The sequence below is a fragment of the Fructilactobacillus sp. X3R2C1 genome (genome assembly GCF_059901235.1).
Window position 1 is genome coordinate 264401 of record NZ_JBWXVA010000002.1, and the last position, 24308, is coordinate 288708.

Below are 24308 nucleotides of genomic sequence, written 5' to 3' on the forward strand. Positions count from 1 at the left end.
ATAACCTCACTTTTTCACCACAAAATAAGATAAAAATGAATCTAACAAATCGGGTGAAAATTCATCCGGCAACTTACTTAATGCCTCTTGACTTTTACTAACAGTCTCATCTAATTTTTGAATTGCTCCATTAATTCCCAACAAATTTACATACGTATTTTTATCAACATCATCCTGATTTTCAAGGTTAGGAGCATCTTTAATATCATCAAATATTTGAAATGCTAGCCCAAAATTCCAAGCAAACGCAGATAAACATTTCCGACTTGCTTTATCAGCATCAGCAATGATCGCCCCTGCTATAACACAATAATGAAACAGCTCACCGGTTTTGTTTCTATGTAAATGCATTAATTCATCCAGATTCAAATGTTGGTTATCTGAACTAACATCTACAGTTTGACCAGCTACCATTCCGTCTGGACCAGCAGCATGGGACAATAACTGAATCAATTGAACTCTTTTTACATCTGACAAATCAGCTCTTGAAAGCCAGTTAAACGCTAACGTCAGCAATCCATCTCCAGCTAAAGTTGCAATATCAGCGCCAAATTTTTTGTGATTGGAAAGTTGACCACGACGATAATCATCATTGTCCATGGCTGGTAGATCATCATGAATTAAAGAATAGGTATGAACTAACTCAACCGCAGAACTGGTTTTAATGGTGGACTCGTCAACTTCGTAATTCAAAGTTTTTAGGGTGGCCAACGTCAATAATGGTCGTAACCGTTTTCCACCAGCCATCAAAGAATATTTCATGGCATCTACAATTAATTTTATCGAGCTCGACTTATCAATGTTTGTTTCTAAAGTTTGATCGATTTTCGGAATATATTCAGCTTTAAATTCTGAAAGAGTTTGTTTATTGGGTGTCATCACTGTCTCCACCTTGTTGATCACGATCAAATGAGATTTCATTATCACTGTCATCCATCATTTTAGTAAGCGTTTTTTGTGCATTTGAAAGTGTCTTTTGCATTTCGTTACTTAACTCAACTCCCTCTTTAAATTCTGAAAGGGCTTTTTCTAAAGGTACGTCTCCTTGTTCAAGTTGATTAACAATTTCTTCTAATTTATCCATATTTTCTTCAAAAGTTGGTTTTTTATCTGCCATTATTTACTGTCTCCTTTAAGTCCAACATGATCAACGGTTGCACTAGCACTTCCATCACTGAACTGAATACGAATGTGTTCATCCTTTTTTAAATCCTTAGCCGACTTAACTAATTTCTCATGATCGTTTGTAACCATCCCATATCCAGAACTCATTAAACGTAGTGGACTTAGATGGTCGAGTGCACTGACGTTTGAATTTAACTGATTCCGTTTTGTTTTCAAAATCACTTGAACGGACTTTTTCATCGATTCAAGATAATAATTAACCTGTTTTTGGTTTGCATTGATGCTATGAACCGGTGAGTTTAATTTTAGTTGTTCTAAATAAGCTTGAAGTTGATTATGGTAATGATTTAGTAAATCTTTCATGTTAGTACCCAGTTTAGTATTTAAAGTATCTAATTGCTGGACATAGGATTCATAAAGACGTTCGGGCTGGTTAAAAACGTAAGAATTCATTACTTTATCGTATTGTGACCTCGAACGGGCCAAAATGTTATCCATGGCGTTATAAATCCTAGTCTGTTTAGTCTTTAAATCAAGAATTACATCACTAAGCACAGGAACTGCCAACTCAGCAGCTGCGGTCGGGGTTGCTGCCCGTTTGTCAGAAACTAAATCAGCAATCGTTGTATCAGTTTCATGTCCAACTGATGAAATCACTGGAATTTTACTATTATAAATAGCTCTTGCTACAATTTCTTCATTAAATGGCCATAAATCTTCAATAGAACCACCACCACGACCAATAATAAGAGTATCGAAGCCGCCAATTTCGTTGACTCGGTTAATTTGATGAGCGATCTCACTCGCTGCATTCTCACCCTGAACAGCTGCTGGAAACAGGACAATTTGAGCAATCGGAAATCTCCGTCTAACGGTAGTGATGATGTCCTTAATAACTGCACCACTTTGAGACGTGACTACAGCAATTCTCTTAGGATACATTGGAAGAGGTTTTTTATGAATTTCCTCAAACAAGCCCTCTTTGGCAAGTTTATTTTTTAACTGTTCGTAGGCTTCATAAAGTTGACCTACTCCATCCGGTTCCATGTGATCAATATAAAACTGATACATTCCGGTTTTTTCATACACGGAAACATGTCCAGTAACAAGGACTTTCATTCCCTCCTCTGGCATGAATTTAACCTTAGAGAAGGCCGATTTAAACATGGTAACGTTAATTTTTGAGTTGTCATCCTTTAAACTAAAATATTGATGAGTTGGTCGCAAGCGAAAGTTGGAGATTTCACCGGTAAGGTAAACTCGTCCTAGGTATGGGTCAACGTCAAATTTCTTTTTGATATACTGCGTCAAAGCTGATACAGTTAAATATTTACTTGCCACTCTTTTTGCTCCATTCACACATATCAACCGTTTGTTGCATCAAGGTTGCGATTGTCATTGGTCCCACGCCACCCGGCACCGGAGTGATATATTCGATATTGTCACTTTTTGATTTGTATTCGACGTCGCCAGCCAATTTACCATTCTCATCCATATTTTGACCAACATCAATAACAACGGCACCTGGTTTAAAATCATCATCATTTAATATGGCATACTTGCCGACCGCTGAAATAACTACATCAGCTTGCTTCGTGTACTTTGAAACATCATCAGTGTGACTATGAACGTCAATCACAGTTGCATCGGCGTTAAGCATCAAAGCTAACATTGGCTTTCCAACAATTGAACTACGGCCAACAATCACAACGTTTTTACCATCTAAGTCAATATGGTACTCCGATAGTAAAGTCATAATGCCCTTCGGAGTACATGCAACCGGGTAATTCTCCTTAAGATTAAGAAATAACTTTCCGACATTAACGGGATGAAAACCATCCACATCTTTTGTAGGATCAATTGCCTCAATCACTTTGTCTTCGTTAATATGATCAGGAAGTGGCGATTGAACTAAGATTCCATTGATTTCAGGGTTCTCATTCAAACTTCTCACAATTTGGATCAATTCATCTTGCGTGGTTGATTCAGGTAAAGCTTTCTTAACGGAATAGATGCCTAACTCTGTTGCCTTTTTTTCTTTGCTTCGAACATATCTTTGACTTGCCTGGTCATTTCCAACGATTACTACCGCTAATCCTGGAGTAATTCCAGCTTGTTTTAGTTTAAAAACTCGCTTTTTTGTTTTTAAGTTCAGGTCTTTTGCAACCTTTCTGCCATCAATTATGCTAACCACGAAAACATCTCCCGATACATTATTATTAGTACAATTCTAGCATATTATTTTTGTTCTAGCTAAATGTAAAAAAATAAGAACCCATAACGGGTTCCTATTTTTCAATCACACTATCTAAAACGCCATTAATAAAGTTTCGTGACTTATCATCACAAAACTTTTTAGCTAATTCTAAAGCTTCATTAATGGCAACCTTATTTGGCGTTGCTTCTTCATACTTAATTTCATACAGCGCAATTCTTAAGATAATCAGGTCAGCTTTACTAATTCGATCAATCGACCATTTATTCGCTAAGTGATCCGTAATGATCTTATCAAGTTCACTTTTATGCTCTCTTACCCCATTAACAATTTCCAAGTAATATTCTGGTGCCTTTACATCTTCATTTGTAAGATAATCAAAAAATTCACTTGGTTCAACAGCATCATTACTTTCCATCGCAAATAGGGTTTGAAAAGCTAACTCTCTAATTTGATGTCGACTTATTTTCACTTTTTATCCTCATTATCGAATAATTTATCAGTATCAACTTTACCAGTACTCTTTGGAGGAATCATTCCTTCAACGTGAACATTTACGGAACCGATACGAAGGTCAGTCATAAACAACAACTGTTGTTTTACTTGATTTTGAATCTCTAAAGCAACTTTAGGAACCGAAACCCCGTAATTTAGGTATACAAAAATATCAACATTCAATTTGCCATTCTCAATTGCTAATCTGATGCCCTTACCGCGCTCTTTTCTTCCAAATAATTCGTTAACACTGGAAGAAAAACTACCACGCATCCGGTTAACTCCTTCAACTTGCACGGCCGCAATTCCAGCAATGACCTCAATCACACGAGGTGCAATTTTAATCGACCCTAGGTCTGACTTCTTATTGTCGAGTGTAATGAAACTTTCGTCTGCTGCCATAATATAACCCCCAATTGGCTAAATAATCAGATCATTCTGACCATTATGCCCGAGAAATGTAAGTACCGTCATCAGTATTGATCACTAACTTATCACCCTTATTTACAAAGAATGGAACTTGAAGCGTTAAACCAGTGGTCATAGTAGCGGGTTTAGAACCACCGGAAGCAGTATCACCTTTAATCCCAGGCTCAGTATCCGCTACTTCAAGTGTGACCGTCTTAGGCACTTCAACTCCCAAAGTTTCACCGCCGTACTGAATAACTTGAACTTCCATATTTTCTTGTAAGTAGTTCATTTCTTCTTTAACTTGCTCTCTTGGAATCGTTAGTTGTTCATAATTATCCATGTCCATGAAGACAAGTCCACTACCATCATCATAGAGGTATTGCATCTTTTTGGTTTCAATGTTAGCTTTTTCAACTTTAGCACTAGCTCTGAAAGTTTTTTCCTGAACGGCTCCCGTCCTTAAATTCTTTAACTTAGTACGAACAAATGCTCCACCCTTACCGGGCTTTACGTGTTGAAAACTAACAATCTTCCAGATGTTATTGTCAGCTTGAATGGTCATACCATTTTTTACTTTTACAATTGAAATTGACATTTTCATGCCTCCCACATATTTATGTTCCTATCATATCAATATCGATCACGTAAAAGCAAGTTACGATATTGATAAAAAAAGAGACCCCTGCATTAACGCTAGGCCTCTTTGGATTTACTTAGTTGCTACTTCTGCTTCAGGGTAAACAGAAACTTGACGTTTGTCACGACCTAAACGTTCGAAACGAACAATCCCATCAACTAAAGCAAATAATGTGTCATCTCCACCACGTTTAACGTTCTTACCTGGATAGATATGAGTTCCACGTTGACGGTATAAGATTGTACCAGTTGTTACTGATGAGCCATCAGCAGCTTTAGTCCCTAAACGACGTCCAGCTGAGTCACGACCATTAGATGATGAACCACCGGTTTTATGGTGAGAGAAAAATTGTAGATTCATTTTTAACATGCGTTTACACCTCCAAATTAAAAGTGTTATTTTACTTCAACGTAATTCGAATACTGTTTTGAAATATCCATAAGTCCATTCATAAAGCTTTTAAGTAACGTTTGGACCTTAACATCATTCAAATGTTCAACCGGAATCTTAACTTGGAGATATCCTCCATTTTTTTCATCCTGTTCTACATATGGATCAATGTCACAAACGGTAATTAACCCGTTCACAGAAGAAATTGCTAACGCTGATACTGCTGCACAGACGATATCATGCCCATACTCACCAGAATCAGCGTGGCCAGTCACTTTAAATCCAGTTATTAAATTATGATTTAAATCAAATGTAGCTTTAATCATATGGCTTAAGCGTTAATCTTGTTGATAGTAACCTTAGTATAAGGTTGTCTATGACCCTTCTTTGATTGAGCACCCTTTTTAGGTTTATATCTAAAGATACGGATCTTCTTACCCTTACCTTGCTTATCAACTTTTCCTTCGACTGAAGCACCATCAACTAATGGTGAACCAACCTTAGGAGTCTTGCCACTAACAAAGACAACATCATCAAAAGTAACCTTGTCACCTTCGTTAGCATCAAGTTTTTCAACAAAGATGGCTTCACCTTCAGAAACCTTGTATTGCTTGCCACCTGTTTCAATAATTGCGTACATGTAGTGCACCTCCTTATAATTTGCTTAGACTCGCCAGTATTAAGTGCCCAATGGGCCTTAAAACTCAAACTGAGCGGTTGTAGCTGTGGAAGTCCACAATTACAACATCATAAGTATATAAAAATTAATGTTATAAGTCAAATGAAAAAGGGACACACCAGATATCAAGCATGTGCCCCTTTTTCGAGATGTCGCAGGAGCGATTCGAACGCTCGACCTACGGTTTAGAAGACCGTTGCTCTATCCAGCTGAGCTACTGCGACATAAACTCAAACAACAAGAATAATTATATTGAATATCGAACTATAAGTCAATGGTTTTTAGTACATTGCTTGATTTAATGATCATTTAAAACCAGCTTTAAATCATCTTGCAGTAGACTGTTAAATCTATCGGTGATTGTATCTGAACTAAAGCCTAAATCAACAAGGCCGAACTTTAAGAATAAAGTCCAAGCGTGCTTATATCCGATCTTGCTTTTCTCATAATAACTTTTTAGTAACATATTCAGCATTGATAAATATAAAGAATTAAGGTCATCAGTCTTTTTCATTCCTAATAACTTATTTAACATCTCGTCATCTACAGTAATCACATCCACCCAACTTTGTAGGTTAGCAATTAGCAAAAAATCCCTGAGAGTCCTAATGTAACTTTCGAGCTGGTTGTCACGATTGTTCTCGGAACTAGTGATGTCTGTTTGAAGCATCCCAGAATTTTTAGCCAATTCAGAAAAGTGAATGTCTAACGAAACGTAAGAACTTGAAACATGAGTTCCGGGTTTCCAGATTGTTTGATTTTTAGCATCTAATTGCCGATATAAGTTGACTGTATCAGAAACCATTTTGTTAATATCCATCATTATTTTGCCACTCCTTAATTTGCTGTTCAATTTGAGTAATTTCTTCAGGATGTTGAACTAAATCATACCAAGTAACGTCCATCTTGTTTCTAAACCACGTTAGTTGTCTCTTAGCGTAGTGTCTTGAGTCTTGCTTAACATCTTCTACTACTTGATCCAAACTTTCGTTACCCTTGAAATATGAGATGAATTCGCGGTACCCAATTCCCTTACTAGCAGGAATTTTACTCCCCCCATTTTCAAAAAGCCATTTATTTTCTTTAATTAACCCGTTTTCCATCATCTGGTCTACTCGTTGATTAATCCGCTGGTATAGGACATCACGACGCGTATTAAGTCCCACAATCAACTCATCATACTGCTGTCCCTGATTATTCTGCTTGGAAATTGGCTTTCCACTAACAAGGTATACTTCGAGAGCCCGTAAAATGCGTCGTGTGTTTTGCATAGGTGTCTTTGATGCCGTTACGGGATCAACCAGATTTAATTTATCCCACATTTTCATTGGACCAAATTCGTTAAGCTCATTAATCAATGTTGCTCTAATTTCAGGATCATTCTTACTTCCTAAATTTAATCCCCTTAAGAGTGAATTAAGATAAAATCCAGTGCCACCAACAATAATTGGAAGATGCCCTCGATTCGTAATTTCCTTAATTAATTTTTCAGCAGCTTCAACAAAATCAACCACCGAATATTGTTCGTCAACATCAATGATGTTTATTAAATAATGAGGAATTTCCTGTTGCTCCGTTCGAGAAATCTTGGCAGTACCAATATCTAGATGACGGTAAACCTGCATTGAGTCGCCAGAAATAATTTCTCCATTAAACTGTTTTGCAATTTTAATTGATAAGTCCGTTTTTCCAACAGCCGTTGGACCAACAATCGCTAATAATTTGTTCATAAATTCACCTAATTAATGATGTTCTATACTGGATATATTAGCGCAAATAACGCATAATAGACAAGTAGATAATAAAAAAGGAGGCAATGACTATGAGTAAATTTACACAAGGATTTACTACAGGAGTTGCAGCATGTATTGGAATCGCTGCAGGAGTTTGGCTTTCATTCAAGAAAACGGTGGTTCAACCAATGGAGGAACAAGAGTCCAAAATTAATGAAAACCGTAAAAGAGCAAACAGAAAAAGTCATTCAGCTCATTTAAGTTAATTATTAATAATAAAAAGAGAACTCGATCGAGTTCTCTTTTTAGTTAACCCTTTTTAATTTTGCCATCCCATCGCTGGTAACCCTCGTTAAGAATTGAAATATTTTTAAAACCCTTTTTGTGAAGGAATTTGGCAGCTTTCATACTCAAAGTCTTATTCTGATCGTACAAATAAACTGGTAGATCTGGTCTCAGTTCTTGATAAAAACTTCGAAAAGTTGAATATGGCATGTTTCTTGAACCAAGAATATGACCATCATTAAAAGCTTTACTTTCACGTAAGTCAATAACTTGCGATTTGCGAATCCCACTTTGAAATTCATCTTCATTTAAAAACTTACAATAGCGTTTGGCCATTAAAATAGTAAATTCATGGTATAACCACCAAATTAACAGAACCACTCCTAGAGTGATCAGGAAATAAAGAACTGAAACTATCACACTACTCAATTAAAATCTCTCCAATACTTTTATCTAAATTGTAATGCTAACGAAGCTGCACCAATTACCCCAGCATCATTACCCAACTGAGCTAATTTAACTTTAGTTGAATCTCTAATTGATGGAAAGGCATTTTCCTGGAAATATCTAGTAGTTGGTTGAAGCAAAGTGTTTCCAGCATTCGAAACTCCACCACCGATAATGATACTTGCTGGGTTCAAAGTATTCCCAATATCAGATAAGGCTAATCCAAGGTAAAAACAAATCTTATCCACAACCTGATTAGCAAAAATGTCGCCATTATCTGCTAGGTAAAAAACCATTTTTGAAGTGATTTTTTCATCAGTATTTTCGAGATCCTTTAACCGTGAATGTCCCTTAAAATCTTTAGACATATCCTTAGCTACGTGAACAATTCCAGTTGCTGAAGCGTACTGTTCTAAGCAACCCCTTTTGCCACAGGTACAAAGATAACCATTTGGTTGAACAGCAATGTGTCCAACTTCACCTGCTCCACCATTAACACCATGAAGGAGTTTACCGTTAGCAATGACTCCACCACCAACTCCAGTTCCTAACGTAACAAAGACTACGTCGTCTTCAGTACTGCCTGCACCCTTCCAGTATTCACCTAAGGAAGCCACATTGGCATCATTGTCTAATTGAAATGGTAATCCAACCCCATTCTGAATCAATTCTCGAACTGGTTGTTCATCTTTCCAGTTAAGGTTAAAAGCTTCGGAAACTGTCCCCTTTTCACGGTTTACAGTTCCTGGTGTTCCCATTCCAATTCCAACAAAATCATTAATGGTTTTGTCAGAATCCTCGATATGTTTGTTGATTGACTTAACAATATTCTCAACGATGTGAGCGCCCTTATCACTAGTATCAGTGAGTACTCTCCATTTATCAAGAACCTCACCATTTTCGTCCAAAAAAGCCATTTTAGTAGTGGTACCACCTAAGTCAATTCCAATCAAATTCTTTGCCATTCTATAGACCTCCCGTCTCATTTTTAGATTTTAAGTTTTTTTCTTCAATCCTGTGTTCACGTGTTAATACTAGTTTTGCGGATGTAAACTCTCGATCACTAACTACATGAGCATCATGAAGATGGTCGAGTTCTAAGGCCATTACTTCAATATCCCAAAGTCGTTTACCGACATATACATATATTCCAAATTTTTTTAACAGTTGTTGAACATCATATAGAGTTGTCATTTTAATCATCATCCTAAATTAACTATGTACAACGTGTCAACGAACAGAACCTAAATAGTACATTATTATTATACCAATAATTAAAGCGGTTGCATAAAATAATCTCATAATTTTATCTAAATTGATATTGTGCTTTAATCCTACAACAAAACTAATCAGGTAACCACCAATGAATCCGCCAATATGACCAAAAATATCAATACCAGGCGTAAAGATATCAAATACAAGGTTAATTACCACAAAAAGAATAAACGTCTTTGCAGTACTTCTGACAAATGAATCACCACGATACTGAAAAGCAATCATCAAAAAGGCACCGAATAATCCAAAAATAGCGGTACTGGATCCGGCTGAAATTCCATTTCCAAACGCGAAGCTCATTAAATTTCCACAAAATCCTGCAACCATAAAAATGACAAAATATCTTAAATGACCAACGATTGGTTCAATTAATTTTCCCAAATAATATAAGGTGATTCCATTAATTAAAATATGTTGAAAACCAATATGAACAAAAATGGGAGTAATTAGACGCCACCACTGACCATCTTTTACTAAGGGGTTATATTGTGCACCAAACTTTAGTAGATTAACGGTGTTCTCTGAGCCACCACTTAAAGTCATCATTAAATATACAACTACCATGATGAACAGTAATAAGTACGTTACCCAGGGATAATTATTGACTCTTTTAAGTTTTTGTTTGATCATCTTAAATCCTCTAAAAAATAATCCGATCCAATCTAACGTCAAATGGATCTGGCTTCCAATTTAACTCAGAAACGATTTGTGCTTTTTGGGCCAGTGAAACCTTATAGCCGTCAAATCGAGATAAATAACGATCATAAAATCCCGCACCATAACCAATTCTCTGATTACTATCAGGATTAAAAGCAACTCCTGGAACCACCATCAAATCAATCAAATTACTGATGATCGTCTTTCCATTAACGGGCTCCCAGATCCCAAACTTAGTCTTTTGAAACTTTAAAGTATGGCTAAGCTCAACAAACTCCATCTGATGTTTAGGAAGTGTATGAGGAACCACCACCTTTTTCCCATCATTTAAAGCCGCAAAAATGATGGGAGCTGTGGGAATCTCAATGGCGGTATTCATGGTTGTGGCAACCACCTTGGCGTTCTGCCATTCTTGAAGGTCAAAGAGCGCTTCATACAACCCATAAAAGAATTGATCCGATGGCTTAGCATTTTTCATTCTTTTTAAAACCAATTCTCTAACTTTATTTTTATTCATTTACATCACCCATTAATTTTATAATAAAAAAGATTTTGGGTAAAAACCCAAAATCTTATTTTGTTTCGCGATGTAAAGTAACTTTTCTATCACGTGGGCAATACTTTTCTAATTCTAAGCGATCGGGATTATTTCTACGACTCTTAGTTGATAAGTAATTGCGTTCGTGGCATTCAGTACATTCCAAAGTGATATGAACACGCATGTCAAATACCTCCAAACATATTCGTTTTTTATAACTAATTCAACAATCATAATATTAACATCTTTAGCACTATATATCCAGTCTCATTTAAAGAACGTTAAGTAATTTTACTTAACAGTATTTTATGGCTTATTCTGAACATCATCCCAGTATGCTTGATAAATTTGTTTAGCAAGATTCAAGTTATTACTTTCAGCGTCAACCGGAAGATTAGGAATGGCTAATGCGACCACTACCTGTGGATCCTTTGATGGTGCATAGGAGGCCAAACTCAGAGTAACAGTTGGTTTACCATTGTAAAATGTTTGGGCAGTACCCGTCTTAGCAGATACTTCGGGAGATAGACTTGACAAATCTCCACCGGTTTTATATTTATTGGTACCATGAACTACTTGATACAATCCCTGTGTAACAACGTTTCGTTCTTGTTGTGTCATTGGAATTTCATTTAACACCGTTGGCATCGTCGTATTTTGAACAGCTCCAAGTTGTCCGTTCTTGGTATTGGTTGATCTTACATTTTGAACCACATGTGGCTTCAAACGATATCCGCCATTAGCAATGGTGGACATGTATTGGGCTAATTGAATCGTAGTGTACGAATCATAGTTACCAAATGATTCATCCAAAGATTTCCCAATATTAGCAAACGTTGATGGTCCTTGAATGCCGGCAGTTTCACCCGGTAGATCAATCCCAGTCTTAACACCTAAACCAAATTGATTGAAGTAGTTTCGTTCGATGTTAAAAATGTTGGGACTCATGTTAAGTGATCCTCCTGCTTTATACCTGAAGCCCCCTTCTTTCATAGCAAGTTGCATCATGTAAGAGTTAGAGGAAACCTCTAGAGCACCCTGGGCGTTAACCGGCATGTTGGCCTCACCATTTTTGTTAAACCAAGAACTCTTCTTAGCTCCACCAATATCAATTGGCATATCTTCCATTGTACTGTTATTCGGTGTAATAACCTTATCCATTAGGGCACCTGAAACCATTGCACCCTTAACAACCGATCCCATTACAATGGCACTGTTGATGGTTCCTAATTCGTTTGGTGTAACTTTACCAGTCTTAGGATCACGGTTAACACCAGCCATTCCAATTACCGCACCGGTCTTTGGGTTCATAACAACGGCATAAGCCCCCGTTGAATCACCAACGCCCCCAGACTCTGCACCTTTAACTAAATCTTGGAGTTTATTTTGAAACTTAGAGTTAATGGACAACTGAAGATTCTGGCCCCGTTGGCCTGGATACTTCTTAACTTCTTTAACAATCTTGTTATCCCCTCCAACTTTAACCTCGGTCTGAGACTTAGAGCCACGTAAAATTGGTTCATATTGTTGTTCCAAATTACTTTGTCCAACTGAATCATTTCTTGAATACCCTTCAGCTAAAAGTTCATTAACCCGATCAGAAGGTAACCCAGTTTTACTAGATGAAACATTTCCAACAATACTTTGAATCTCGTTTCCAGATGGATAATCACGAGACCAACTTGTTCCAACCTGAACTCCAGGCATTTCAGAAGCATGTTCACCAACTTCAGCAATTTCTTTGTTACTTACACCATCCGTTTTAATGTTGGTAGTTGATAATTGATAAGCCCCACTCATTTCCGTAAAAATAGCAGCTGCGTTCTTCATTCGAGGAGTAACCTTTACAATTTTCCCATTCTGGATCATATCTAAAGCTTTATTGTAGGCTGCTTGTGGCGCTAACTTTGTTCCATTAGGAACTTCCTTAGTAGCGTTTGTAAGGTTAGTCTTATCGGCCAAGTAATATTCACCAATTTGCTTTTTAGTAAGCCCTTTAGTTGGGAGGGTGATGTAACTCCCAAGTTTATTGGCATCATTATAAATCTCCTGAGGCATTACGCTTAATCCTTTAGTATAGGTGATGGCCCGATGAGTTTTGTTACCAACTAAAACTTTCCCGGTTGAGTCATAGATCATCCCCCGCGGAACATTACCATACTTAACTGAATTATCGCTCTGATTAACATCAGATTTATAAACTGATCCTTGAAAAATCTGCATGTATGCTAGTCGAAATACTAAAACTGCAAACAATATTCCAACAATTGCGAAGATAAAATTCAGTCGAAATGGAATTTTGGAATTACCGTTTCGCCGGCTCGAATCCCGACTCCTTCTTCTAAATAACCGATCAAAAAAGTTTCTCACGATGCTAACGCTCCTTAACTAATTAATAACTCGAATTCATCACTTATGGCGCTTTTCTTAATTTATATATGATACTCTATTTATTAGAAAAACGACAAACCTAATCTTATTATAATTCATTACTTTATAAATTAATGAGGTAATTAAATGCTTAACCAAAAAATAAAAAAGAGCCTATCTAAAAACTTCGCATTAATCCTAAGCTTTTTAATACCACTAGTTATTATGGCATTATACGCAGCATATCGCAATATGGCACCCTTCGGAAATAATACGATTCTAACGGTTGATTTAGGACAACAGTACATTGATTTTTTTGCATATTTTAGAAGAGCCATCTTGCACCATCCTTCATCAATTCTTTATTCGTTTTCTAACGGACTAGGGAATGAAATGATCGGGACTTGGGCTTACTATCTAATGAGTCCATTAAACCTTATCTTACTCTTTTTTAATAATGCATCCCTCCCATCAGGGATTCTCATCCTATTACTTTTAAAGATTGGCTTATCTGGTTTGACCTTTACCATTCTAGTTCGCAAACTTCATCTTACTAATTCTTCACTCATACTGTCATCATTTGCAACTGCATATGCATTAAATGGTTGGATGATTGCAAATAACCTAAATATCATTTGGCTCGATGCCATGATTTTACTTCCTTTAATTGTGCTTGGTTTAGTTAAACTCTTAAAAAACAACCAAAAACTACTTTTCATTACATCATATACCGCTATGTTGATCATTAACTATTATATGGCATACATGATTACGATTTTTATCGTAGCACTAACTATCTACTATTTAGCCGTCCATGTTTCAAATATCAAAGATATGTTTGTTGGATTTTTGCGACTAGTCGCAAATGGATTAATTTCGGTGGGATTAGCTGCTTTCATTCTTCTGCCAACCATTTATTCACTGATTAACTCCAAGGGCCAGGGATTTTCTGATAAATTGAACTTTAAATTTGAATATCCAATGCTTGACTTAGTAACTAAATTTGCTCCTGGTGCTTTTAATTTTGACCAAATGCCCAAGGGCTTACCAAACCTTTTTATTTCAGAAACGATTTTGGTACTATTTTTGTTCTTTTTTGTTAATAAAACCTTTTCCAAAAGAACTCGAGTTTTAACTTTGGTAATGACCATCTTTTTACTGTTTTCAACGTGTTTTCAGCCACTCGACTTATTTTGGCATGCATTTCAGTTTCCAATCTGGTACCCCTACCGTTTTTCGTTTGTAATATGTTTTTGGTTCATCATGGTCGCGCTAGTTAGCTTATCTCACATTCAGGCAATTAGTTTTAAGCAAATTGGAACGTGGCTCATAATTTTATTGCTTGCACTAATGGTCGCTTATACCACCATTAGAATGCCTCAATATAACTACCTTAAATGGTTCACAATTGTGATTGAGGGACTTATGATTTTAGCCGCCATCATCGTTTTATTAACCCACTTCCGGAATGAAAAATGGTTTAATTTGGGTGTTTTTTCACTAATTGTCTTTGGGATTACCATTAATCTTATTCTCTCTTTAAATAACATCTCATACTTAAGTAACTCAGAATACCGTGGTTACGTAAATAAATTAGATCATGTCACAACTTACCTGAAACATCATTCTTTAGATGGCCCATATCGAATCAGCAAAGACTTTTCCCGAACTAAAAACGACCCCTTTAACTTTAATTTTTATGGTGCTTCATTATTTTCATCCATCATGAATCCTAAAATGTCTGATCTAGTTGGAAAAATTGGTCAGCCAAATGGCGATGGCGTAATCGAATATTCCAGTGGGACTATGGTTTCAGATGCACTGCTCTCAATGAAATACCATCTGGCTCGTCCCTACACAGCTTCAGTTGACGTTCCAGGTATTAGAGAATTCCCAGAACGATATGACCAAAACTCATACAAAAACATGGGATCATCTGAGGGATTCTCAATATACGAAGACCCGTATGCGTTACCAATGATGTTTAGAGCCAGTAACCAATCAATCCACAAAAATGCTGCCAGTCCAGATCCCATTCAATACCAAGCACAATTATGGTCAAATCTAACGGGGGACAACCAAGTCCAAAGTCACCTCTTTTCGAGCAGTAACTTCAATCACGTCAGATATAACAACGTAACCAAACACAATCAACTTACTGGCACCATCTTCAACAAAGTCAACGTCTTACAGCCGGCCTCGCTTGATCTCACGTTTAAGCCAAAAACTAATGACTCTTACTACTTAACGATGGGAACAGCGTTAAATAACGGTAACTGTGATTTATCAGTTGATGGTAACCAACTATCACTTAGTCCTGAATCTAATTCGACTAAGATCATTAACATTGCCAATAACGCAAAAAACAAAAAGATTAAAGTAAAAATCAGCTTGAAAAAGTCATCACTTTGGTTAGAAAACTTTACTTTATACCAGCTAAATAATTCTTTATTTAAGCAAACCGATCGAAAACTTCGATCGGGAACCAAAAAAATATCCAGCCCAAACGCACGAACGGTAAAGGCTGATATAAAGACAAACGGTTCTAATTCAGTAATTGCTTCAAGTATTCCGTATTCGAAGGGCTGGAGTGCCCAAATAAACGGAAAGAAACATTCAATCACGAAATGGGATCATTACTTCATTGCACTTAAAACTGGAAAGGGAATGAAGCACATTCAGCTTTCATATTGGCCACCATTCTTAAATATAGGAATAATCATTAGTGCTTTGACACTTCTCACCTTAATTTTAAGAAGTTGGTTTAAAAAAAGATATAATAAATAGGGCAATCGTCACTTGAGACGATTGCCCTATTTTAAATTAAAATTATTATTTAACTGATAATATCTTGACATGCATTACGCCAGCAGGAATATCAATATCAACGTTTTCCCCTACTTTATGGCCAAGCAAAGCCTGTGCAATTGGAGAATCATTCGAGATTTTTCCACTCATCGGGTCAGCTTCAGCAGCTCCGACAATTGTAAATGTCTCTGGCTCTTCATCAGGTAATTCCTTAAACTGAATTTCTTTTCCAACGGTCACTTCATCTTCGTCGGTTTCTTCTTTATCAACCACTTGAGCGTATTGTAACATGTGTTCTACCGTGGCAATTCTGCTTTCTAACATACTTTGTTCGTTTTTGGCAGACTCGTATTCAGAGTTTTCAGATAAATCGCCGTAACTTCTAGCGACTTTGATTCGATCAACAATCTTTGGTCTTTGATTGACCTTTAAATCTTTTAATTCAGTTTCGAGCTTTTCTTTCCCCTCTTCAGTCATCGGGTACATTTCATCTTCAGCCATTCTTACACCTCACTATTTTATTCAAAATTAAAATACCATTTAAATTAAAGTTTGGCAACTTAATTATATTGTCGTATCAATTGCATTACTAATCGGATCGTCACCAACATCATTTAAAATTGACTGAATTTTAGTAACTAGTAAGTCAATTGCTACTTGATTTTTGCCACCCTCAGGAATAATTATATCAGCATATCGTTTCGTGGGTTCAACAAATTGGAGATGCATGGGGCGAACGGTTGCTAAATATTGTTGAATTACCGAATCAAGCGTTCGACCACGTTCTTTGGTATCCCGCTCAATCCGCCTAATGACGCGAATATCAGCATCAGTATCTACATAAACTTTAATATCCATTAGGTCCCGGAGCCTTTTATCATCAAGGATTAAAATCCCCTCAACAATAATTACATCACGTGGTTCTTGAGTGACAGTTTCACCACTCCGGGTGAATTTGGAATAATCATAAACCGGTTTCTCAATTGATTCATAGTTTAACAGCTGCTTCAACTGCTTAACCATTAAATCAGTGTCAAAAGCAAGCGGATGATCGTAGTTAACCTGTCTTCTTTCGTCCATCGTCATATTGGATTGATCCTTATAGTAAGAATCTTGCTGCAAGATTGCAATTGAATGTCCCAGCAAACGATTCAAGATTGACCTACTTACCGTTGTTTTACCACTACTAGAACCTCCAGTAACTCCAATAATTACAGGTCTTTTTTTGCTTTTCACTATTTTAATCCTCCACTATCGATCCATATGAGTTTTAATGTTATTTTGCTGTTCTTTTAAGGTTTTAGCGTAATAAATCTTTTTAGTTTTCGGATCGGCCAAGAAATATAAATATCCTTTAGACATATCAGTTGGATATAGCACAGCTTGAACTGAGCTTATCGAGGGATTATCAAATGGTCCAGGACCAAACCCTTTATTAACATAAAGATTATATTTGGAATTAACCATTAAATCACGTTTTGAAAGTGTCTTTGAGTTTTTATGAAGTGCATACAAAACGGCCACATCCGATTGAAGTGGCATCTTTTTATCAATACGATTTCTTAACACACCAGCCATCTTATTACGATCATTTTGACTTACACCTTCACGTTCAATCAAAGATGCTAACGTTAAAGTTTGCTGAACCGTCAGCTTTTGCTCTTTCATTCTTTGATAATATGGACCATACATTTGATTACTTTTAGCGAGCATTAAACTGACCATCATCTTTAACGACGAATGTTTAGGGACGGGATATGTCGCTGGATAAAGGTATCCTTCAAAAAGATAACGGGTCCCCTTGGCATCTTTAGCGGACCCCAGTAATTCTGGATAATCCTTGGTCATTTCATCAAAGAAATTACGATTCTTCATCAGGGAAATAAATTCTGCCCTAGAAAAATCGGTATTTTTAGCCACAATATCCGCAATTTGGTCGATGTTAGCTCCTTCTGGAACGGTAACTTTACTATCAGTGCTTTGAATGGGTTCGAAACTTCCACCCTTTTGTAAACTCTTGGCAATCGTATCTAGGGACATTGACGGCTTTAATTGATAATATCCTGACTTAAAACTAGTGATGTTGTGTGATTTTACATAGTAATTAAATACCATCCCACTTTTAACTACCTCTGACTTCTGTAAGATTGCCCCAATCTTTTTGGTGGAAGCGCCTCTTGGAATGTTAACTTGAGTCACTTCATTATCATGAGGATCCAGTGGTTGAAGTGAAGTTTTAAAATAGTGATGTCCAAATAACGCAATTGCAATTACTAAAATTACAATAATTGCAATCACAGAATAAATAATTTTCTTCCCAAATGAACTAGTTTTAATTTTGGAAATAAAACCACCCAAATGCCTTTTTCTCTCACTCATTATGAATCCACCCTTATCTAATCTCAGCGCTTAATTCAGTGGTCAAACGTTTTTGAATTTTATCGACCGCTTTATCAACAGTCTCGTCTTTCAAAGTGGCGTTAGGATCTTCAAAAATCAATGAATAGGCAATTGATTTTTTGCCTTCAGGCACATTTTGCCCCTGATATACGTCAAACACAGTAGCATTTTGTAAGTAGGCCCCACCTCTTCTAATAATTACATTATATATGTCCTCATTAGTAATGGTACGATCCACTAACATAGCAATATCACGATGAATAGCAGGGTACTGACCAACCTTTTGGTATTGTTGTCCAGACTTAGGAGCCGCATTTAAATAATCAAGGTCAAGTTCAAAAACATAGGTTTCTTTAATCTTAAATTGTTTAGCGACTTCTGGATGAACTTCTCCCAAAAAACCGATGATGTGATCATCTAGTTTAACAAGCGCTGTCCTACCTGGATGCATTTCGAGAATTTTATCAGTCGCAACATAAGTAACGTCACCCTTTAAGGAAAGACTTTCTAAGTATTTTTCGAGAATTCCCTTAATTTGATAAAAATCAACTGACTTAGCTTTCTGGTCCCAGCTTGGAGCAACTAACGATCCAGAAATGGCACCAGCAATATGTTCCACTTCGTCTGGTCTTATCTGATCAGGAGTTTGCTTATAAAAAACACGACCTTGCTCATAAAGTGGCACATTAAGCACGTTTCGAGCCTGGTTATATGCCACATCATCCAATAATCCTGAAATTAAATTCATACGTAAAACGGCATGATCCTCTGTCATTGGCCACTGCAAATTAGTTTCATGACTACCATTTATCATAAACATCTTTGCCTTGGCTTTTGTAGTTAACGAATATGACATAGCATGCGTTAATCCAAGTCCCTCAAGTGTTTCTCTAGATTTTCGAATCATTAATTGCTTTGGTGTTAGTCCACCTTCAGTCGTTTGAGTGATTGGTAATGTTGACGGAATATTGTCATATCCATAGATTCTGGCAACATCTTCAATTAAGTCAGCATCAATTTGAATGTCCCAGCATCTAGTAGGAACCGTGACCGTCAGATCGTCTCCAGATGCCTCAACTGAGAAACCTAGACGTTTAAAGATTGAAATGATTTCCTCGTTACTAAGATTAGTCCCAAGAACGTGATTAATGTGAGAAGTTGAAATTGAAATCACTCGTGGCTTAACCTCAACATCACTCCCACTAACAACCCCTTGTTGAGATTGACCAAGAGCTAAATCTTGGGTCATTCCCGAAGCATACTCAAGTGCTTGTTCAACGTTTCCATGGTCAATTCCCCGTTCAAAGCGTTGTGAGGCATCCGTGTGTAAGAGCTGTTTTTGTGCCATCTTCCTGGTTTTAACCGGATCAAAAACTCCTGCCTCCAATAAAATATTTTTAGTGTCAGAAGTAACTTCCGAATTTTTTCCACCCATTAGTCCTGCTAAAGCAATTGGCTGATCAGCCGCAACAACAACATCCGTGTCGGTTAATTTACGGTCATTGCCATCTAGAGTCGTAATTGACTCACCATCTTTAGCATTTCTAACCTCAACTTTATTAGTTTTTAGTTTGTCAAGATCATAGGCATGCATTGGCTGTCCAACCTTAGTCATAACAAAATTAGTAATATCAACGACATTATTAATTGGTTTAATGCCCGAATTCCATAATTTAATTTGAAGCCAAAGTGGACTAGGCTTCACGTTTACGCCCTTAACAACTTTAAGCTTATAAATTGGCGCTAAATTAGTATCAGCCTTTGCTGAAACAAATTCCTCGCTGTCGTGTGTTCCAGTTGGAGCACTAGCATGTTCGATGAAGTCAACCGACTCATTAAATACCGCCCCCAAATCATAAGCAGTTCCACGAACACTTAACATGTCTCCACGATTAGGAGTGACGTCCAAATCAATTAACGATTCATTCATTCCCAAATAGTTATAAACCTCGTCACCAATTCGGGCATTATCTGGTAAGAAATAGATTCCGTCTTTCCATTCATCAGGTACCAATGACTTATCAAACCCGATCTCATCTAAGGCACAGAGCATACCGTTTGATTCAACTCCACGCATCTTGGACTTCTTAATTTTAACGTTATTGGCAATTCGCGCTCCAGATAAAGCAACAATAACCTTTTTGCCTACCTGAACGTTTGGCGCACCACAAACAATCTGAATCGGTTCTTGTTCGCCGACATCGATCTGCGTAATGTGAAGGTGATCTGCATCGGGGTGATCCTTAATGGACAAGATTTTTCCAACCACGATTTTCTTTAATCCATCACTCCGCTTAAAAACGGAGTCAACTTCAACTGACGTTTTTTCAATTTTGTTAGCTAGTTCTTTTGGAGAAAGCTTAATTTGAACGTAGTCTTTCAACCATTCATAAGATATCAGCAAATTTATTTCCTCCCTTAATCAAATTGTGACAAGAAACGTAGATCATTAAGATAAAAGTCTCGAATATCGTCTACTCCGTATTTCAGCATGGCAAATCGGTCGGGACCCACCCCAAAGGCAAATCCACCATATACACTACTGTCTACTCCAGACATTTTTAAAACGTTAGGATGAACCATTCCTGCCCCAAGGACCTCAATCCAACCAGTATTTTTACATACATCGCAACCCTTTCCATTACAATTAAAACAGGTAATGTCTGCTTCAACTGATGGCTCGGTAAACGGAAAGTAACTTGGTCTGAGACGGACTTTAAATTTATCCCCAAACAATTTGTGTGTCATTACCTCAAGAGTTCCCTTTAAATCGGCCATCGTAATGTGCTTATCAATCACAATTCCCTCTACCTGATGAAATTGGTGAGAATGAGTTGGATCATCAGTATCACGTCTATAAACTACGCCCGGGGAAACCATCTTTAAGGGGCCTTTAGAAAAATCATGTTTTTGAAGTGCTCGTGCCTGCATCGGTGAGGTATGAGTTCTCATTAAAATATCCTTGGTAATATAAAAAGTATCCTGCATGTCTCTTGCGGGATGGTTCTTCGGCAGATTCATCATTTCAAAATTATAAACTTCCTCTTCTACTTCAGGACCCGAAAGAACCTGGTAGCCCATTCCAATAAAAATATCATCAATTTCATCAATAATTTGTTGGATAACATGAGGATGCCCCTTTGGAACCGCGTCACCTGGCAGGGTGACATCAATCTTTTCATCCTTTAACTTTTGGTTTAGAGCGGCTTGATCTAATTCCAATCTTTTGGAATCAATCTTTTTTGAAAGTTCGTCTCTAACTTTATTCGCCAAGCTACCAATCTTTGGTCTTTCTTCGACTGGAAGTGATGATATTCCATGAAGGGCTTTTGTAATTGAGCCCTTTTTTCCTAAAAGTTTCACCTTTAAATCATTTAAAGCTTTACTATCACTAGTAGCCTCAATATCCTGCAACCCACTGGATTTAATTTGTTCTAAATCTTCTTTTAAAGCCATACTAACCTCCAATTCCATAAAAAAAGCTCCATCCCAAAAAAGGGACGAAGCATCGCGTTACCACCCAAATTCACACCAAAGTGCGCACTTATAATGATGAATAACGACATCGACCGAACATTTTAATATTCAATGCTAACATCAAAAAGCGAATTCAACCGTAACGTCCAATTTCAGCTAACATGAACTCTCTGTGTTCGTCGGTCTACTACTTCTTTTATCATTGTATTTAAATAAATATTATAGCAATTTTTATCACTGGTCAAGCATGATCAGGATCACACCACTTGTCAGACCATCCATGAACCGCCTTCATAATCGGACGAAGCTCTTCACCCTTAGAAGTTAACTGATAATAAACCACTCCAGAGTTCTTATCAGCTTGTCTTTTTACGATTCCCACTTTAGCCAACTCTTTTAAGCGTTCGGTTAATACACGATCACTACATTCCTCAACTTTATTGGCTAATTCGCGAAATCGAAGTGGTCCGGCTAATAAAAATGATTCAATGATTAAACCGTTCCATTTTTTCCCTAGAATTTGAAACGCCACTTGAAATTTAGGACACAAATGAATGATTTCTTTATCAGTTAAATCCATTCTCATATCCTCCTAACTTATCTTTTTAATAATCCTTTAACTTTTTTCTTCATCGGTGAGAAAAATTCATCAACTGCCGAATAATCATCAACAAGTGAAACAATCACACTTTCCATGTACTTGGGTCTTGCAAGGGTTAACCCCCACATATGTTTTAGAATAATATCTTGTTCCTTCGGAGTGATATCAGTGATCTTTTTGGCGTTTCTTAGGGCAACACGTGGATGAATATATGCATGTGAACCTAAATCAAACTTAGTGGTTCGCCAATCATAATAGAATAGATCATGCAATAATCCGCCACGGGCAGCCGCTCGATAATCTAAATTCATCTTTTTAGCAATTTTATAACTCTCATAAGACACTGCAATTGAATGCTTCAATCTAGTCGAATGGTGATGTTGGGTGTAATCACCTAATTTTTGAATTTGCGGACTTTCTAACAAATCAGAAATGATTGAAACATATTCAGGGTCATCTTTCCACGATTCTGTTTCCATACTACATTACTCCAATCCGTCTCTAGGTTAATTCTACCCAATTAGATAAGTTCCATTCAATCATAAGGACTCACTTTAAGAAACAATTTAATTTTTGATTCGAAACATGATAACAGCAGCCGCAATTGCCACATTTAAAGATTCAGCCTTCCCCTCAATGGGAATATATAAATTATCATCAGTTAATTTTAGTAAGCCAGGGCTCATTCCATTCCCCTCATTACCCATAATTAAAGCGAAATCATTTTTAGAAGGGACATCTCGATAGTTAATGGCACTGGAATTAAGCTCTGTCCCATATACCTTAATTTTTAGCTTCTTAAACATCTCAACGGCATGTTCTAGATTCATTTTAACAATCGGAAGATGAAACTGACTTCCCTGCATGGCACGTAAAACCTTCCCGTTATATTCACTAGAAGTTCCGTCACCAAAGATCACTCCAGAAAAACCTGCGGCATCCGCTGTCCTTACCATCGTTCCGATATTACCGGGATCTTGAACGTTATCAAGCAGAAGCCAAGCTCCGCTAACTTTAGCAACATCAATCTTTGGTTCTTCAATCTTACACACGGCAAAAATTCCTTGAGTTGTCGAAGTATCACTTAATTCAGTAGCAACTTCATCTGATATAACAATGATATTTTCACCAGAAAGGTCATCTCCATGAGCCAAATATTGATCTTCGGTTGCTAAGATGGTTACCAACTGATCTGCTTTAAGATAATTCATTGCCTCGGATACCAGATGCCAACTTTCAATTAAATATTCCCCACTCTTTTTTCTTCCTTTACTGGTATGTAACTTTTTAATATCTTTAATGGTTTGGTTTTGTTTAGAATTAATTCTTTCCATTTATATTCCCCTTAAAATGAATTAGAATTGATATTGTTGTTCTTATAATATCACAGTTACGGTAAACGCTTTTAAGGAGAATCATTTTGTCAAACAATCAGTCAGTCAAAATAATCGTTTCAGGACTTGTCCAAGGCGTTGGATTTCGATATAGTACTAAAAAAATCGCAGATCAATATTCGATTACTGGAAGTGTCCAAAACATGCCCAACGGAACCGTTTTAATCATCGCAAATGGGACTAAATCGGAGTTAGACGATTTTATTCATTCAATTAAAACTGCACCCAATAGTTTTGCTAAGATCCAAAACATTAAAACACAGTCAATTAAACTTCCAAAAGTTCCAAATTCATTTTCAATTAAAATCTAACTTGAAATTGCTGAAATATTCTTATTAGGTTAGTATGTAACATGTTACTTAAAAGTTAGG

General features: G+C 36.9%; 30 protein-coding genes, 1 tRNA gene and 1 other annotated feature. Of the genes, 3 read left to right on the forward strand and 28 right to left on the reverse strand.

Features of this window, described 5'->3' with window-relative positions; genetic code table 11:
- Positions 1 to 6: 6 nt before the first annotated feature.
- The 13 genes from AC6UDB_RS03350 to miaA form a co-directional block, all read right to left on the reverse strand.
- On the reverse strand, positions 7 to 879 hold the full coding sequence (locus AC6UDB_RS03350) for a polyprenyl synthetase family protein (RefSeq protein ID WP_500709154.1): 873 nt from the start codon (positions 877 to 879) through the stop codon (positions 7 to 9).
- The gene (locus AC6UDB_RS03355) at positions 866 to 1117 is read right to left on the reverse strand and encodes an exodeoxyribonuclease VII small subunit (protein ID WP_500709155.1); all 252 of its coding nucleotides are present in this window, start codon (positions 1115 to 1117) and stop codon (positions 866 to 868) included. The genes AC6UDB_RS03350 and AC6UDB_RS03355 overlap by 14 nt, the downstream gene beginning before the upstream one ends.
- Positions 1117 to 2466 (reverse strand): exodeoxyribonuclease VII large subunit, encoded by a 1350-nt coding sequence (gene xseA, locus AC6UDB_RS03360; RefSeq protein ID WP_500706561.1) that lies wholly within the window; start codon positions 2464 to 2466, stop codon positions 1117 to 1119. The genes AC6UDB_RS03355 and xseA overlap by 1 nt, the downstream gene beginning before the upstream one ends.
- On the reverse strand, positions 2456 to 3319 hold the full coding sequence (locus AC6UDB_RS03365) for a bifunctional 5,10-methylenetetrahydrofolate dehydrogenase/5,10-methenyltetrahydrofolate cyclohydrolase (RefSeq protein ID WP_500709156.1): 864 nt from the start codon (positions 3317 to 3319) through the stop codon (positions 2456 to 2458). The genes xseA and AC6UDB_RS03365 overlap by 11 nt, the downstream gene beginning before the upstream one ends.
- A 94-nt stretch (positions 3320 to 3413) precedes the next feature.
- Entirely contained in the window at positions 3414 to 3812 is a 399-nt protein-coding gene (gene nusB, locus AC6UDB_RS03370) for a transcription antitermination factor NusB (RefSeq protein ID WP_500709157.1), read from the reverse strand.
- On the reverse strand, positions 3809 to 4237 hold the full coding sequence (locus AC6UDB_RS03375) for an Asp23/Gls24 family envelope stress response protein (protein ID WP_500693693.1): 429 nt from the start codon (positions 4235 to 4237) through the stop codon (positions 3809 to 3811). The genes nusB and AC6UDB_RS03375 overlap by 4 nt, the downstream gene beginning before the upstream one ends.
- 43 nt (positions 4238 to 4280) lie before the next feature.
- On the reverse strand, positions 4281 to 4841 hold the full coding sequence (gene efp, locus AC6UDB_RS03380; protein ID WP_039143941.1) for an elongation factor P: 561 nt from the start codon (positions 4839 to 4841) through the stop codon (positions 4281 to 4283).
- Between the two features lie 114 nt (positions 4842 to 4955).
- Positions 4956 to 5252: a 50S ribosomal protein L27 gene (gene rpmA, locus AC6UDB_RS03385; RefSeq protein ID WP_010021538.1), complete on the reverse strand. Its 297-nt coding sequence runs from the start codon at positions 5250 to 5252 to the stop codon at positions 4956 to 4958.
- Positions 5253 to 5278: 26 nt separating this feature from the next.
- Positions 5279 to 5599 carry a ribosomal-processing cysteine protease Prp gene (locus tag AC6UDB_RS03390; RefSeq protein WP_500693692.1) on the reverse strand — a complete coding sequence of 107 codons (321 nt, stop codon included), beginning with the start codon at positions 5597 to 5599 and terminating at the stop codon, positions 5279 to 5281.
- Between the two features lie 5 nt (positions 5600 to 5604).
- Complete coding sequence (gene rplU / locus AC6UDB_RS03395; RefSeq protein ID WP_500693691.1) at positions 5605 to 5913, reverse strand: 50S ribosomal protein L21; 309 nt, start codon at positions 5911 to 5913, stop codon at positions 5605 to 5607.
- A 16-nt stretch (positions 5914 to 5929) separates the two neighbouring features.
- Positions 5930 to 6002, reverse strand: a sequence feature (ribosomal protein L21 leader region).
- Positions 6003 to 6102: 100 nt separating this feature from the next.
- Positions 6103 to 6176, reverse strand: a tRNA-Arg gene (locus tag AC6UDB_RS03400).
- Positions 6177 to 6250: 74 nt separating this feature from the next.
- A complete protein-coding gene (locus tag AC6UDB_RS03405) occupies positions 6251 to 6775 on the reverse strand; it encodes a hypothetical protein (protein ID WP_500707128.1) in 525 nt (174 codons plus the stop codon).
- Positions 6762 to 7682: a tRNA (adenosine(37)-N6)-dimethylallyltransferase MiaA gene (gene miaA, locus AC6UDB_RS03410; protein WP_500709158.1), complete on the reverse strand. Its 921-nt coding sequence runs from the start codon at positions 7680 to 7682 to the stop codon at positions 6762 to 6764. The genes AC6UDB_RS03405 and miaA overlap by 14 nt, the downstream gene beginning before the upstream one ends.
- A gap of 92 nt (positions 7683 to 7774) precedes the next feature.
- Between miaA and AC6UDB_RS03415 the strand changes: the two genes are divergently transcribed.
- Positions 7775 to 7951 (forward strand): DUF3042 family protein, encoded by a 177-nt coding sequence (locus AC6UDB_RS03415; RefSeq protein ID WP_500693688.1) that lies wholly within the window; start codon positions 7775 to 7777, stop codon positions 7949 to 7951.
- A 43-nt stretch (positions 7952 to 7994) separates the two neighbouring features.
- Here the strand turns inward: AC6UDB_RS03415 and AC6UDB_RS03420 are convergent, their stop codons facing one another.
- The 7 genes from AC6UDB_RS03420 to AC6UDB_RS03450 all read right to left on the reverse strand — a co-directional run bounded on the left by AC6UDB_RS03420 (position 7995) and on the right by AC6UDB_RS03450 (position 13257).
- Positions 7995 to 8399, reverse strand: coding sequence for a rhodanese-like domain-containing protein (locus AC6UDB_RS03420; RefSeq protein WP_500696736.1), 405 nt, complete (start codon positions 8397 to 8399; stop codon positions 7995 to 7997).
- A 20-nt stretch (positions 8400 to 8419) separates the two neighbouring features.
- Entirely contained in the window at positions 8420 to 9382 is a 963-nt protein-coding gene (locus AC6UDB_RS03425; RefSeq protein ID WP_500693686.1) for an ROK family glucokinase, read from the reverse strand.
- Position 9383: 1 nt separating this feature from the next.
- Positions 9384 to 9611 carry a YqgQ family protein gene (locus AC6UDB_RS03430; protein ID WP_010021549.1) on the reverse strand — a complete coding sequence of 76 codons (228 nt, stop codon included), beginning with the start codon at positions 9609 to 9611 and terminating at the stop codon, positions 9384 to 9386.
- Positions 9612 to 9647: 36 nt separating this feature from the next.
- On the reverse strand, positions 9648 to 10322 hold the full coding sequence (locus AC6UDB_RS03435) for a rhomboid family intramembrane serine protease (protein WP_500709159.1): 675 nt from the start codon (positions 10320 to 10322) through the stop codon (positions 9648 to 9650).
- Positions 10323 to 10332: 10 nt separating this feature from the next.
- Positions 10333 to 10866: a 5-formyltetrahydrofolate cyclo-ligase gene (locus AC6UDB_RS03440; protein WP_500699515.1), complete on the reverse strand. Its 534-nt coding sequence runs from the start codon at positions 10864 to 10866 to the stop codon at positions 10333 to 10335.
- A gap of 55 nt (positions 10867 to 10921) precedes the next feature.
- Positions 10922 to 11071 (reverse strand): 50S ribosomal protein L33, encoded by a 150-nt coding sequence (rpmG, locus tag AC6UDB_RS03445; protein WP_500693683.1) that lies wholly within the window; start codon positions 11069 to 11071, stop codon positions 10922 to 10924.
- A gap of 122 nt (positions 11072 to 11193) precedes the next feature.
- Entirely contained in the window at positions 11194 to 13257 is a 2064-nt protein-coding gene (locus AC6UDB_RS03450) for a peptidoglycan D,D-transpeptidase FtsI family protein (RefSeq protein WP_500693682.1), read from the reverse strand.
- A gap of 147 nt (positions 13258 to 13404) precedes the next feature.
- Here AC6UDB_RS03450 and AC6UDB_RS03455 point away from each other — a divergent pair, with 147 nt between their 5' ends.
- The gene (locus AC6UDB_RS03455; RefSeq protein WP_500709160.1) at positions 13405 to 16044 is read left to right on the forward strand and encodes a YfhO family protein; all 2640 of its coding nucleotides are present in this window, start codon (positions 13405 to 13407) and stop codon (positions 16042 to 16044) included.
- A gap of 45 nt (positions 16045 to 16089) precedes the next feature.
- On the opposite strand, the gene greA is transcribed toward AC6UDB_RS03455, so the two are convergent.
- The 8 genes from greA to AC6UDB_RS03495 all read right to left on the reverse strand — a co-directional run bounded on the left by greA (position 16090) and on the right by AC6UDB_RS03495 (position 23877).
- Positions 16090 to 16566 carry a transcription elongation factor GreA gene (greA, locus tag AC6UDB_RS03460; RefSeq protein ID WP_500693680.1) on the reverse strand — a complete coding sequence of 159 codons (477 nt, stop codon included), beginning with the start codon at positions 16564 to 16566 and terminating at the stop codon, positions 16090 to 16092.
- A gap of 63 nt (positions 16567 to 16629) precedes the next feature.
- Positions 16630 to 17304, reverse strand: a complete 675-nt coding sequence (udk, locus tag AC6UDB_RS03465) for a uridine kinase (RefSeq protein WP_500693960.1) — start codon at positions 17302 to 17304, stop codon at positions 16630 to 16632.
- 12 nt (positions 17305 to 17316) lie between these two features.
- A complete protein-coding gene (gene mltG, locus AC6UDB_RS03470; RefSeq protein ID WP_500709161.1) occupies positions 17317 to 18444 on the reverse strand; it encodes an endolytic transglycosylase MltG in 1128 nt (375 codons plus the stop codon).
- 13 nt (positions 18445 to 18457) lie between these two features.
- Positions 18458 to 20869 (reverse strand): phenylalanine--tRNA ligase subunit beta, encoded by a 2412-nt coding sequence (gene pheT, locus AC6UDB_RS03475; protein WP_500709162.1) that lies wholly within the window; start codon positions 20867 to 20869, stop codon positions 18458 to 18460.
- 14 nt (positions 20870 to 20883) lie between these two features.
- Positions 20884 to 21921 (reverse strand): phenylalanine--tRNA ligase subunit alpha, encoded by a 1038-nt coding sequence (gene pheS, locus AC6UDB_RS03480; RefSeq protein ID WP_500709163.1) that lies wholly within the window; start codon positions 21919 to 21921, stop codon positions 20884 to 20886.
- 262 nt (positions 21922 to 22183) lie between these two features.
- On the reverse strand, positions 22184 to 22522 hold the full coding sequence (locus AC6UDB_RS03485) for a winged helix-turn-helix transcriptional regulator (protein ID WP_500693676.1): 339 nt from the start codon (positions 22520 to 22522) through the stop codon (positions 22184 to 22186).
- 17 nt (positions 22523 to 22539) lie between these two features.
- Positions 22540 to 23022 (reverse strand): HDIG domain-containing metalloprotein, encoded by a 483-nt coding sequence (locus tag AC6UDB_RS03490; protein WP_500693675.1) that lies wholly within the window; start codon positions 23020 to 23022, stop codon positions 22540 to 22542.
- Positions 23023 to 23109: 87 nt separating this feature from the next.
- Complete coding sequence (locus AC6UDB_RS03495; protein WP_500707887.1) at positions 23110 to 23877, reverse strand: TrmH family RNA methyltransferase; 768 nt, start codon at positions 23875 to 23877, stop codon at positions 23110 to 23112.
- 86 nt (positions 23878 to 23963) lie between these two features.
- Here AC6UDB_RS03495 and AC6UDB_RS03500 point away from each other — a divergent pair, with 86 nt between their 5' ends.
- Positions 23964 to 24248 carry an acylphosphatase gene (locus AC6UDB_RS03500; protein ID WP_500693673.1) on the forward strand — a complete coding sequence of 95 codons (285 nt, stop codon included), beginning with the start codon at positions 23964 to 23966 and terminating at the stop codon, positions 24246 to 24248.
- Positions 24249 to 24308: the final 60 nt, after the last annotated feature.

Excerpts from the sequence above, each read along its gene's own strand:
- rplU (WP_500693691.1), bottom strand. The coding sequence starts at position 5,913 with ATGTACGCAATTATTGAAACAGGTGGCAAGCAATACAAGGTTTCTGAA.
- AC6UDB_RS03425 (WP_500693686.1), bottom strand. The coding sequence starts at position 9,382 with ATGGCAAAGAATTTGATTGGAATTGACTTAGGTGGTACCACTACTAAA.
- AC6UDB_RS03495 (WP_500707887.1), bottom strand. The coding sequence starts at position 23,877 with ATGGAAAGAATTAATTCTAAACAAAACCAAACCATTAAAGATATTAAA.
- AC6UDB_RS03490 (WP_500693675.1), bottom strand. The coding sequence starts at position 23,022 with ATGGAAACAGAATCGTGGAAAGATGACCCTGAATATGTTTCAATCATT.
- AC6UDB_RS03485 (WP_500693676.1), bottom strand. The coding sequence starts at position 22,522 with ATGGATTTAACTGATAAAGAAATCATTCATTTGTGTCCTAAATTTCAA.
- AC6UDB_RS03435 (WP_500709159.1), bottom strand. The coding sequence starts at position 10,322 with ATGATCAAACAAAAACTTAAAAGAGTCAATAATTATCCCTGGGTAACG.
- AC6UDB_RS03350 (WP_500709154.1), bottom strand. The coding sequence starts at position 879 with ATGACACCCAATAAACAAACTCTTTCAGAATTTAAAGCTGAATATATT.
- AC6UDB_RS03355 (WP_500709155.1), bottom strand. The coding sequence starts at position 1,117 with ATGGCAGATAAAAAACCAACTTTTGAAGAAAATATGGATAAATTAGAA.
- rpmA (WP_010021538.1), bottom strand. The coding sequence starts at position 5,252 with ATGTTAAAAATGAATCTACAATTTTTCTCTCACCATAAAACCGGTGGT.
- AC6UDB_RS03430 (WP_010021549.1), bottom strand. The coding sequence starts at position 9,611 with ATGACAACTCTATATGATGTTCAACAACTGTTAAAAAAATTTGGAATA.
- AC6UDB_RS03375 (WP_500693693.1), bottom strand. The coding sequence starts at position 4,237 with ATGGCAGCAGACGAAAGTTTCATTACACTCGACAATAAGAAGTCAGAC.
- AC6UDB_RS03440 (WP_500699515.1), bottom strand. The coding sequence starts at position 10,866 with ATGAATAAAAATAAAGTTAGAGAATTGGTTTTAAAAAGAATGAAAAAT.
- miaA (WP_500709158.1), bottom strand. The coding sequence starts at position 7,682 with ATGAACAAATTATTAGCGATTGTTGGTCCAACGGCTGTTGGAAAAACG.
- greA (WP_500693680.1), bottom strand. The coding sequence starts at position 16,566 with ATGGCTGAAGATGAAATGTACCCGATGACTGAAGAGGGGAAAGAAAAG.
- efp (WP_039143941.1), bottom strand. The coding sequence starts at position 4,841 with ATGTCAATTTCAATTGTAAAAGTAAAAAATGGTATGACCATTCAAGCT.
- mltG (WP_500709161.1), bottom strand. The coding sequence starts at position 18,444 with ATGAGTGAGAGAAAAAGGCATTTGGGTGGTTTTATTTCCAAAATTAAA.
- AC6UDB_RS03455 (WP_500709160.1), top strand. The coding sequence starts at position 13,405 with ATGCTTAACCAAAAAATAAAAAAGAGCCTATCTAAAAACTTCGCATTA.
- pheS (WP_500709163.1), bottom strand. The coding sequence starts at position 21,921 with ATGGCTTTAAAAGAAGATTTAGAACAAATTAAATCCAGTGGGTTGCAG.
- AC6UDB_RS03390 (WP_500693692.1), bottom strand. The coding sequence starts at position 5,599 with ATGATTAAAGCTACATTTGATTTAAATCATAATTTAATAACTGGATTT.
- rpmG (WP_500693683.1), bottom strand. The coding sequence starts at position 11,071 with ATGCGTGTTCATATCACTTTGGAATGTACTGAATGCCACGAACGCAAT.
- AC6UDB_RS03405 (WP_500707128.1), bottom strand. The coding sequence starts at position 6,775 with ATGATGGATATTAACAAAATGGTTTCTGATACAGTCAACTTATATCGG.
- AC6UDB_RS03415 (WP_500693688.1), top strand. The coding sequence starts at position 7,775 with ATGAGTAAATTTACACAAGGATTTACTACAGGAGTTGCAGCATGTATT.